9 protein-coding genes are annotated in these 11,306 nt (G+C 64.1%); 5 read left to right on the plus strand and 4 right to left on the minus strand.

Annotated elements, in window-relative coordinates; translation table 11 throughout:
- Positions 1-30: 30 nt before the first annotated feature.
- The gene (locus KZZ07_RS10425) at positions 31-1,410 is read right to left on the minus strand and encodes a surface lipoprotein assembly modifier (protein WP_219513987.1); all 1,380 of its coding nucleotides are present in this window, start codon (positions 1,408-1,410) and stop codon (positions 31-33) included.
- A 3-nt stretch (positions 1,411-1,413) separates the two neighbouring features.
- Complete coding sequence (locus KZZ07_RS10430) at positions 1,414-2,430, minus strand: hypothetical protein (protein ID WP_219513988.1); 1,017 nt, start codon at positions 2,428-2,430, stop codon at positions 1,414-1,416.
- 311 nt (positions 2,431-2,741) lie between these two features.
- Between KZZ07_RS10430 and KZZ07_RS10435 the strand changes: the two genes are divergently transcribed.
- Positions 2,742-3,167 (plus strand): response regulator, encoded by a 426-nt coding sequence (locus KZZ07_RS10435; RefSeq protein ID WP_219513989.1) that lies wholly within the window; start codon positions 2,742-2,744, stop codon positions 3,165-3,167.
- Here the strand turns inward: KZZ07_RS10435 and KZZ07_RS10440 are convergent, their stop codons facing one another.
- Positions 3,168-6,047, minus strand: a complete 2,880-nt coding sequence (locus KZZ07_RS10440) for a CheR family methyltransferase (RefSeq protein ID WP_219513991.1) — start codon at positions 6,045-6,047, stop codon at positions 3,168-3,170. It lies immediately after the preceding gene.
- A 148-nt stretch (positions 6,048-6,195) separates the two neighbouring features.
- Between KZZ07_RS10440 and KZZ07_RS10445 the strand changes: the two genes are divergently transcribed.
- The 4 genes from KZZ07_RS10445 to parE all read left to right on the plus strand — a co-directional run bounded on the left by KZZ07_RS10445 (position 6,196) and on the right by parE (position 11,004).
- Entirely contained in the window at positions 6,196-6,987 is a 792-nt protein-coding gene (locus KZZ07_RS10445) for a thymidylate synthase (RefSeq protein WP_219513992.1), read from the plus strand.
- 7 nt (positions 6,988-6,994) lie between these two features.
- Positions 6,995-7,468, plus strand: a complete 474-nt coding sequence (locus KZZ07_RS10450; protein WP_219513993.1) for a dihydrofolate reductase — start codon at positions 6,995-6,997, stop codon at positions 7,466-7,468.
- Positions 7,469-7,532: 64 nt separating this feature from the next.
- A complete protein-coding gene (locus KZZ07_RS10455; protein WP_219513994.1) occupies positions 7,533-8,348 on the plus strand; it encodes a DUF3800 domain-containing protein in 816 nt (271 codons plus the stop codon).
- Positions 8,349-9,045: 697 nt separating this feature from the next.
- A complete protein-coding gene (parE, locus tag KZZ07_RS10460) occupies positions 9,046-11,004 on the plus strand; it encodes a DNA topoisomerase IV subunit B (protein WP_219513995.1) in 1,959 nt (652 codons plus the stop codon).
- A 95-nt stretch (positions 11,005-11,099) separates the two neighbouring features.
- Here the strand turns inward: parE and KZZ07_RS10465 are convergent.
- Positions 11,100-11,306, minus strand: a 207-nt coding sequence (locus tag KZZ07_RS10465; RefSeq protein ID WP_219513996.1) for a transposase, incomplete at its 5' end; no start/stop codon positions are given.

Raw genomic sequence — 11,306 nt, forward strand, 5'->3', positions numbered from 1 at the left:
CCCTTCCGGCCCGCCTGCGCAGGCTGTCATTCAGAATACCGATTTCAGACCCAGCCGCAGATCTGTGCCGCGGGTCTCGTAGATGGTATAATTGGAACTCCGGTCGCGGAAGGAAACCCCGATTTCCGGCGCAAAGCCGTAGAGATCGTAGTTTGGCAACAGCACATCCAGCGAAACACTCAGTTCCTCGTCCCGGCGCGGATCGACCCAGAAAGGGGACGGCCCCCTGTCGAAATCGGTCACTTCCCAGGCTAGCGTCAGCCGCGGCAACAAGCCCTTGACCGGCCTGCCCAGGCTATAGCTCAGTGCCGCGCGGGCGCTTTCCCGCGCCACCAGCCGCGAGTCCGAGGCCGTGTCGGACACCAGCAGGTCCAGCCCCAGGGTGGACTTGCCATAGGCGCGTGTCAGCGTCAGGCCCAGTTCGCGGGTCTGTGCATCGCGGATCGCCGCATCGTGCCGCTGCTCGACCTCGTAACCATAGCGCAGCGCCCCGATCAGCCCCGGCACAATTGTCTGGCCATAGCTGAGATCCAGTCGCGCCGCATCGGCGAACAGCGCGCCGCCCAGCCAGTGCCGTGTCAGCGACAGCTGCGACTTGCCCAGCCAGCTGCCGTCCTGCGCGCGCGCCTCGTACCCCAGGCTCAGCGCCAGCGCATCCTGCCGGTAATCCGCGTCCTTGATCCCCGGAACCTTGTCGCGCGCCTCGGAGGAAAACCGCACCCGCTGGAATTCCGTCGACAGGCCCAGGTTCAGCCGCCGGGTCTCGCTCAGCGGGACACGGCGGACATAATCGGCGCCCAGGACATAGCGTTCTCCGGACAGCGGCACCGCCGAAGGATTGATGAAGGGCAGCCCGGCAAAGGTGAAACTGTTGGTCTTGGGCGCGCCGTTGATGTTGTCCGATGGCTCGACAGACAGGTCCAGGGACAGCCGCCAGGGCGTCAGCCGCCGCAACTGGCGGAAATCGCGCACCGCCACGGCCTTCAGCTGGTCATCCGGCGCCATCTGGGCCGCGCGCCTCAGCCAGAGTTGCGCAACGCCGGGTCGCCCGCCAGAGGCTCGCGCTTGCGCCATCAGCATCGCGGAAAAGAACCGCTCCCGCTCGTCATTCGTGCCACCAAGGGCGCTGCGCGCGGCCTCCGCCGCTTCTGCACTGCGGCCAAGCTGCGACAGGGCGCGGGATTTCATCATCAGAGCGTCGGTATCGCCGGGCGCGCCCAGCAGCACCCCCTCGGCCAGCACCAGCGCCAGGTCCGCCTGCCCGGCCATCAGCGCCCGCGCCGCGGCGCCGCGCGCCTCGTCCACGCTCATCCGCACCGCCTCGGCTCCGGCCGGGGCCGACATCAGCGCCATCGCGCCGGCCAGAACGGCCGGTCGCAGAGCGCGCAACAGAAGGGCGCCAAGGCTCATCGGTCAGGGGCGCGTGGCGATGAAGCCGCCGGTCTCGCGGATGTCTTCGGTAATGAACTCGCCGGTCCCGGGGTCGATCCCCACCGGACCCTGTCCCTCGATCACCACGATACCCACAACCTCCTCGCCATCAGGACCCGCGAAGAGCCCCGACCAGGTGCCCGTCTGGGTCACTTCGCCGTCCGAGCGTACGGCACTGGCATCGGACGAATTGATCGTCCAGGTGTCAAAGTTGATCTCGGCCGTGGCCAGCGACAGGAAATCCGCCCCGCTCAGCGCAGCGATGTTCACACCATTGGCATCAAAGAACTCTCGGCTGACGATCACACCTTCGACAGCGCCGGAGATATCGGGATCCTCAACGTCGACCTCGATCCGCGCCAGGCCGGACACATACTGGATTTCCGCACCCGGTGCGCCATCGACAACAACCGTACGGACCGCGGCATATTCGCCGTTGAAGACATAGGAGTCCGTGGTCGACGGCAACGCACCGCTCCCCTCGAGGCGCTGCGCCGCAGCCCCGCCAAAGCCGAACGACAGGTACCGATCCGTGCCAACGGCACCCACCTGGCTGAATCCGCTGGGCGAACGGCGGAACACCGCGAAATACTGCGACGTGCCCGAAGGCCCCGCCGTGTTGCGATAGACGTCGAACCCACTGCCGCCAGGATTGAGAATGGTGCTGAGGCCCGTGTCCTTGCCGTAGACATTCGCACCGGCCACGGCCTTGTCGCTGTCGAACGGCAGGTTGTTGAACACCAGCTCACCGGTGTCCGGGTCAAAGGTCATCTCGTTGACCGTCAGCTCTGGCGAGGCGTTCTCCAGTTCGCTCGTGTACAGGTTGTCGGGGTCGGGATCCGCATCCGGGTCGGTGCCACTCCCGGTGCCGGGATCGGGTTCAGGGACCAGCGGCTGCGCCCCGGTTCCAATTCCCGACCCGCCGTCGCCGGTCAGAGTCGCGCCGTCACACGCGGAAAGGACGCCCGCCAAAGCGAGCGCTGCAATAATGCGATACATGGGACTGCCTCAGGTCTTGCCTTTTATTTTGTCCACAGCGTGCGCATCACGGTTGAAAAAGTCAATCTTGGCTTGGCGAAGCGGCTGAATGTGCGGCATAATCGACCCACAGCAGAGATTTCGGGAGCATCTGACAGCCCCTGCCCAAGGTGATTGCCCGGGTCACCAGCCCGGACGCTTCCTGATCGGCAATCAGGATGGTATGGTCCTGCTCGTCTCTGCCTGGCACCCTGGCCCCGGGCCGGGTGCAAGCATGTTTTTTTGGATGCGCCAACGGCGCCAATGAATTGAATACGCGAGGCAGCAGGCCCATGACTGGCGAGACCACAGGCACAAGAACGACAGGCCCGACCCTGATCGTCGAGGACAACGCCTTTCTCTCGACAGAGCTTTTCGAGGCCCTGCAAGAGGCCGGGCTGAACCCGCTGCCCCCGGTCCGCCACTATACCGGCGCCCTGAGCAGCCTGTCGCAGAACACCCCGCGCCTTTGCGTGCTCGACCTGGACCTTGGCCGCCAGATGAGCTCGAACGTCGTCATCGGGGAAGAAGGGCGGCGCCTGCTGGCCATCCTCCATGCGCGCGGCTGCCGGACCGCCGTCTACAGCGCCTATGTCTCGAACTCGCTGGGCCTGCGCGACATCGCCCCGGACGTCGAGGTGCTCAGCAAAAGCGAGCCGGTCGAAGAGCTGGTCCGCGTCATGCGCAATCTTTCCGGCCTCGAACCCGCCCCGGCCTGATCATCCCACCCCCGCGCGCGAGATCGTGACACAGAGTCCCTCGGGGCGGTAATCCATCACAACGGTGGCCTGCAACTGGCGCCCCAGGATCGTGCCCAGCAGGAAGGCCCCGAACCCGGTCTGCTCGGGCGGAACCACCTCGGGGCCGCCGGTTTCGCGCCATGTCATCCGCAAAAGCCCGTCGCCGGAGGCCACGACATCCAGCACCACCCGGCCGTCCGGCACGCTCCACGCCCCGTATTTGACGGCATTCGTGCCCAGTTCGTGCAAGGCCAGGCCAATCGCCTGCGCATCCTCGGGCGGCAGCGCCACGTCCTCGCCCTGATAGGTGAACCTCTCATCGTTCAGGTCCACGAAAGCGGCAAGACTGGACTCCGCCAGCCCCCGCAGGCCCTGCCAGTCCCAGCCCGCATCCGACAACAGCTCGAATGTCCGGCCCATCGAGGCCAGGCGCTGCGACAGGCGGCTGGCCAGTTCGGTCTTGTCGCCGGATCGCTGCGCGGTGAACCGCGTCACCGCCCGCACCACCGCCAGCATGTTCCTGACCCGGTGCTGCAACTCGGCGGTCAACAGGTCCTTCTGTTCCTCCAGCGCCCGCTCGGAGGTCACGTCGCGCACCGCAATGCCCGCCGCCGTCACCTCTCCGTCGCGCAGGACCGGAAAGATGTCACCGACAAGCCGCCGCCCCTGTCCAGCGGTGATCTCGATCCCTTCCAGCGGGGCGGCGCCGTCCAGAACAGCCTCGATCCGCGCCGCCACATCGCCGATCTGCACCGGCACCGGGGTGTCCGCCGGCGCAAGGCGCAACGCATCCGGATCCAGCCCGAACAACTCGGCCAGGTACCTGTTGCCGCGCGACCATCGCATGTCCTTTCCGATCATCCCCAGTCCCACGGGCACACCATCGTAGATCGCCTGCAGCTCGGCGTTCTGCTGCTCCAACCGGGTCGAGGACTCCAGCAATTCGCGATTGAAGGCCTGCAGCTTGCTGTTGATCAGCTCCAGCTCTCCCCGGCTGATCCGCAATTCCCTGTTCGAGGATTGCAGTTCCTCGTTCAGCGCCAGCAGTTCGCGATTGGCGCTGCTCAACGCCATCTCGGCGCTTTCGGTCCGCCATTGCAGCCGGTCCAGCTGGCGTTGCCAGGGCACGGCCCCCGGCGGCACCGACAGCCCCGGCAACTGGCCGTCTTCCGCACCGCGCAGCACCACGAGGTAGCGACCGGCCTGTTCGGCAGAGGCCGCGACGCAGACCTCTCCCTTGGCCTCTGCTCCGTCAGGGGCCACGGTCCGCACGGAGATCTCGCGCCCCTCGTCGCGCACCTCTGCCAGGGCCTCTGATGCCGCGCGGGCCTGTTCCGGGTCGCGCAGATCCTGCAACCCGTAGGCGACGCCAGGCCGAACCGGCGACAGAAAGGCTCGCATCGCCGCCGAGACATGGATGAACCGCCCCGTGTCGTCGACCGAGGCAAAGACCGTTCCCAGCATCCGCAAGACGCCGCGTTCGGCCAGCGCGGTTTCAGTCAGCCTCTCGGCGGGCCGGTAGCCGCGCAGGACCGAGGCGCGCGCGCGCCCCTGGATTTTCCGTCGCCGGAACAGCATGCCGTCTTCGCCCACCGGCTCGAACCCTTCCTCATCCAGCATCGGGGCCAGCTGCGGCGAGACCGCAAGGAACCCTGCCCCCTGCAAGCCATAGTCGAACCGGGCCAACGCCACTTCCGCCTTCTCGGGACGGGAGAACAGGCCCGGCCGCAGGCACAACACAAGGTCCAGCCAGCCAAAGGGGGCATCCGCAAACAGATCGTGCTCCGCGAAAACGCAGAGTTCGCGCAGGGCCAGATCGACCGTGTACCCGCCGTCGCCGCGCCGAAGGAAACGAGTCCGACGGTCCGGATCCAGCGCCGCCGCCGCTTCAGCGCCATAGTGTCCCGACCGCGCCTGGCGCAGGGCCAAGGCGTCCGTATCGGTGCCGAAGATCTTCCAGGGGCGCCGGTCCTGCCGCTCTGTCGTCAGCTCGACGATCATCATGGCCAGTTGGTAGACCAGTTCGCCCTGGCCGCAGCCGGGCACCCAGACACGAAACCCGGCCTGCTTGCGCTGCAACAAAGGGATCAGAACACGGTCCCGCAACCGATCGATCACCACCGCGTCCGAAACCTCCTGCGCCGTGCCCTGCATGACCTCCCGCGCAAGGCGCTGCCGCTCTGCCGGGTCACTGCGCAACCGCGCCAGGTAGGCCTCGGGCGTCAGCCCGCCTTCGATTGCCATCCTGCGCGCCATCCTGGCCGCCAACAGGACCTCTCCGGGCCGGTCCGCAAAGCCCATCAGGCGGGCAGCCCGGTCCAGCTGCTCGCCGCTTGGCCCCTCCCCGGCCGCCTGGGCGCGCCATGCCCGGTGGATCGCCGTGACCACCCCGGGCGCGTCCGCTGCCGTCACCTCCCTGTCGGCTTGCGTCGCCGGGCCGCCCCCCAGAACGATGCCGCCCGCCGCCTGCAGGACCCGCGCGCCCAGCGTCGGCACCGCGTCGCGTCCCGGCAGCAACACCGCAATCGCCGCCGGCTCGCATTCGGCCAGGGTCGACAGGCCGTCGTCCAGCGGCGAGGCGCCGCCCGGGGCCAGCCGCAGGACACCGCCCTCGATCCGCACAACCTGGTCCTGCGGTATCACCAGCACCCTGTCCGCACCCGGCGCCGCACCATCCCGGGCCATGTCCACGGGCACCCGCGCCACCGCCCGCAGTTTCTCCAGCAGCTTCCCGTCCTCGGGCATCCTGCGCATCGGCAGCACCAGCCAGGTCACCCCGCTGTCCGGCTGTATCGCCGCCACGCAAGCGGCCAGAGCCTCGCGCGCGTCAGGCGGCGCCGAAATCGCGGCGATCGTCATTCCAGCCTTGCCTCCGCCCCTGCCTCTTCTGCTCTGCCGCAGCTTGGCACAGCCGCCCCGATCCCGCCAAGCGTTCCGCTTCCGCCGCCCCGCGAAATACCCTATTCCAAGGGAACCACCCAGCGCCCCGCATTCCCGGAGGGACATCATGCAGCAATATCTCGACGCACTCCGCACGGTCCTCGACCACGGCGAGGAGACGTCCGACCGTACCGGCACCGGCACCCGCAGCTATTTCGGCCTGCAATGCCGCTATCCGCTGGCACAGGGCTTTCCCCTCGTGACCACCAAGAAACTGCACCTGCGCTCGATCATTCACGAATTGCTCTGGTTCCTCTCCGGCGACACCAACATCACCTATCTCAAGGACAACGGCGTCTCGATCTGGGACGAATGGGCGGATGAGAACGGCGACCTCGGCCCGGTCTACGGCCACCAGTGGCGCCACTGGCCCGGGGACAAGGGCGAGATCGACCAGATCCGGACCCTCCTGCACCAGATCCGCACCACCCCGGAGTCGCGCCGCATGATCGTCTCGGCCTGGAACCCGGCGGATGTGCCCGAGATGGCGCTGCCGCCCTGCCACACGCTCTGGCAGGTCCGCATCATCGGGGGCAAGCTGCACCTGCAGCTCTACCAGCGCTCCGCCGACATGTTCCTCGGCGTGCCCTTCAACATCGCCTCCTACGCGCTGTTGCAGGTCATGCTGGCCCATGTCACCGGCTATGAGCCGGGCGATTTTGTCCATTCCATCGGCGACGCCCATATCTATTCCAACCACATGGACCAGGTTGCCGAACAGCTCTCGCGCACGCCGCGCCCCCTGCCCCGGCTGGAGATCGCGCGCGAGGTCACGGACCTCTTCGATTTCCGGTATGAGGATTTCTCCTTTCCCGGCTACGACCCCCTGCCCGCCATCAAGGCCCCCGTGGCTGTCTGAGGTTCCCATGATCACGCTCATCGCCGCCCACGACCGCAACCGCGCCATCGGCAAGGATGGCGACATCCCCTGGCACCTCCCCGAGGACCTCGCTATGTTCAAGCGCGAGACCCTGGGCGGCGCGCTCATCATGGGCCGGCGGACATGGGAGAGCCTGCCGTTCAAGCCCCTCCCCAAGCGCCTGAACATCGTCGTCTCCCGCGACACCTCGCTGCACGAACACGTCGTCGGCTCCGTCGAAGAGGGCATCGCCCTGGCGCAGTCGCTTGGCTATTTCCGTGTGTATGGGATCGGCGGGCAAAAGATCTACGAGGCCATGCTGCCACTGGCGCACCGGCTGTTGATCACGGAAGTGGATCTGGAGGTCGAGGGGGCGGATGCGTGGTTTCCGGAGATTGGGGAGGGGTGGCGGGAGGTAGGTAAGCAATCCCTAACATGTACGCACGTGAAGGCGCGAGCAGCAGAAAGCATTGTAATATAGTCTTGGATGGCGCGGCATGGTAACCAATACCTTCTAAAAGAATCGGGTAAACCATGAGCGAGAAATGCGATATACGGTGTTTGTCGACGAGAGCGGCGAAACCGGCGTTTACAAAGTACGCAACGAAAACACGCCGGGAGCATCGCCATATTTTGTGATGGGAGCAGCAGTTCTCCAACCGGCGTCTTCTATTGTTGCTCGGAAAAGACTGCTAGATTTCAAATCAACAATTGCAAAGTCGAAGTGGAAACATGCAACAGATCTTGCGCACAATGAGAAGGTTCTCCTTGCACGAACTTTAGGCAAGCTTCCCGTCCGGTACTTTGCCGTCATTTCTAACAAAGCAACTTTGAAAGAATATAAGGATCAGATCGGTGCTGACCCTCACAAGTTTTACAACAAATGCCTAAAATATCTATTAGAGCGCATCTTAGAATATTTATCCACCAAAGGGCTGAACGAAGATGACCTGTCCGTGATTCTTGAGCGCCGCAACCACGACTATGATGCGATGATCAGATACTTTGAAACTGTAAAACACAACCCGATGTATCGACAGTCGAAGGTTTTTTCGAACTTCAACCCATTTTGCATCACGACACGACAAAAAGGTGAAGAGGATTTACTGGAAATTGCGGACTTCGTAAGCCACGCAGTCTATCAACTCGCAAACAAGACACAGGCAAACTTTGCAATCCCAGAACCTAGGTACTTCTGCGAAATGAGTTCTCGTTTTGCTGGGGATGAAAAATGCAACATTCTGGGGACGGGAATCAAGTGCATTCATTCTCTGGCGCAACTGGATCTGGACGACGATGTCGCAAAACTCTTGCGAGATGCGAAGTGTCAGGCAGCGGCTTCATATCGGAATCACTCGTAAGGAGCTCATTACCCGCGCACCACCCACACCCCACATCAATCCCCTCCCCCAAGGCGCGGAACAAGGCCGAAGGCCGCCGCGCCAGCGCCGACCCGCCCCCCCGGGGCGGCGCTTTGTCGACGCAGGTGCAAACCCCAGAGGTCCTTCGGATGTGTCACGATAAACCGCACCCGTTCTACCCTTAGCAGCGCCACCCCGCAGGTCGGCGCTTCTGCGGCTCCGCACTCCGTTCGACCCTCAAACCCACCCCCGGAGCCTTTGCCGCTGCGCGGACCGGGTCTCACCCCCGCAGGTCATGCCAGAGGCATGCTTTCAGCATGACGCTTCTGCGGTTCCGCATCTCCCTCCGCAGTCCCGGACCTGATCCGGGACCTCATCCCGCACCATCCCCGCCCGGGCACCGCCAAACCAACCACCCCAAACCCAGCCCGATTAACCAAATCTCCCGCAACGTCACCCAAACCTCGGCCCGCGTTTTGTACAAAATGCTGAATTCGACGTACAAACCGTACAAAACGTACAAACCAGGCGCCCCGAGGCCGCTGCTCTGAATCCCCATCCACCGCAAGATATGGTAGGCAGCCCCCGTTGCGTCCCCCAAGGCACGGTGCCTTAACCAGACCGTACGCCCCGTTTACCCGGACGGGACCCTCTGCCATAATCGCCGCCAACCAATCAGAACAAACCGAGCACACACATGGCCGACGACCTCCTCCACTCCGCCGCACAGCCCGAGTATGACGCCTCCTCCATCGAGGTGCTGGAGGGGCTGGAACCCGTGCGCAAACGCCCCGGCATGTATATCGGCGGCACCGACGACCGCGCCCTGCATCACCTCGTGGCCGAGGTTCTGGACAACTCGATGGACGAGGCGGTGGCGGGCCACGCCAACCGGATCGAGGTCACGCTGCATTCCGATTTCTCTATTGAAATCAGGGACAACGGTCGCGGCATCCCGATTGACCCCCACCCCAAGTTCCCCGGAAAATCCGCGCTCGAGGTGATCCTCTGCACCCTGCACGCGGGCGGCAAGTTCTCCGGCGACGCCTATGAGACCTCGGGTGGTCTGCACGGTGTCGGCGCCTCTGTCGTCAACGCGCTCTCGGATTCGATGGTGGTTCAGGTCGCCAAGAACAAGGCCCTCTACGAACAGCGGTTTTCCCGCGGCATCCCGCTTGGCCCCGTCGCCCAGATCGGCGCCGCTCCGAACCGCCGCGGCACCACCGTCACCTTCCACGCTGACGAAGAAATCTTTGGTTCTCATAGGTTTAAGCCCTCCCGCCTGTTCAAGATGGTGCGTTCCAAGGCCTATCTTTTCAGTGGCGTAGAGATCCGCTGGAAGACAGAGATCGAAGACGGCGACACACCGATGGAGGCGACCTTCCACTTCCCCGGTGGCCTGTCGGATTACCTCGTGGAAACGCTGGGCAGCGCCTCCACCTACGCCGAGAAACCCTTTTCCGGAGTTGTTGATTTCAAGGAGAAATTCAGCACCCCGGGCAAGGTCGAATGGGCCATCAACTGGACACCTTCGCGCGACGGGTTCATCCAGAGCTACTGTAACACCGTGCCCACGCCCGAGGGCGGCACGCATGAGGCGGGATTCTGGGCCGCGATCCTCAAGGGCATTCGCGCCTACGGCGAGTTGGTGAACAACAAAAAAGCCAGTCAGATCAATAGGGACGACCTGATCACCGGCGGCTGCGCGCTGGTCTCCTGCTTTATCCGCGAGCCGGAATTCGTCGGCCAGACCAAGGACCGTCTCGCCACGACCGAGGCGCAGCGGCTGGTGGAAAACTCGGTCCGCGACCACTTTGACAACTGGCTCGCCTCCGATACGAAATCCGCGGGCGCCATCCTCGATTTCCTCGTGCTGCGGGCCGAAGAACGGCTGCGCCGGCGACAGGAAAAGGAAACCGCCCGCAAAAGCGCGACCAAGAAACTCCGCCTGCCGGGCAAGCTAACCGACTGCACCAACAAGAACCGCGAAGGGACAGAGATCTTCATCGTCGAGGGCGATTCGGCGGGCGGTTCGGCCAAGGGCGCCCGCTTCCGCGAGACGCAGGCGCTGTTGCCGCTCAAGGGCAAGATCCTGAACGTGCTGGGCGCTGCGTCGAACAAGCTCACCTCCAATGCCGAGATCCGCGACCTCTGCGAGGCGCTCGGCGTTGGGCTGGGCAGCAAGTTCAGCATCGACGACCTGCGCTATGAAAAGATCATCATCATGACCGACGCGGACGTCGACGGCGCCCATATCGCGGCGCTGTTGATGACCTTCTTCTATACACAGATGCGTCCGCTGATCGACCAAGGCCATTTGTACCTCGCCTGCCCGCCGCTCTATCGGCTGACGCAGGGGGCGAAACGGCTCTACGTTGCTGATGACGCCGCCAAGGAGGCGGCGCTGGCCAAGGGACTGGGCGGCAAGGGAAAGATCGACGTGCAGCGTTTCAAGGGCCTGGGCGAGATGGACGCCAAGGACCTGAAAGAAACCACGATGGACCCGGCGACCCGCAGCCTGATCCGCGTGACCATCGACGAGGACGAACCGGGCGAGACCGGCGATCTGGTGGAACGCCTGATGGGCAAAAAGCCGGAGCTGCGCTTCCAGTACATCCAGGAGAACGCGCGGTTTGTGGAGGAGCTGGATGTTTGATTAGACACAAAGAGCAATGAAACGCTTTGTTGAAGAAAAGCTCCCCCGCGGATGGCTTTATGAACTTGGAGTCTAGGGTCAGGACTCGTTCTCACTCAAAGCCAGAAGATGACGGTTGCGGCGAGTGCGATCGCTGAGAAGAAGGTCTTCGGGCATCGGTCATAACGGGTCGCCACCCGTCTCCAATCCTTGAGCCTGCCGAACATGATCTCGATCCGGTTGCGCCGCTTATACCTGCGCTTATCGTAGCGGACCTGCGTCTTCCGCTTCTTCCGGCCCGGGATGCAAGGGCGTATCTTCTT

This window comes from Mameliella sp. CS4 (assembly GCF_019392335.1).
Taxonomy (GTDB): Bacteria; Pseudomonadota; Alphaproteobacteria; order Rhodobacterales; family Rhodobacteraceae; genus Antarctobacter.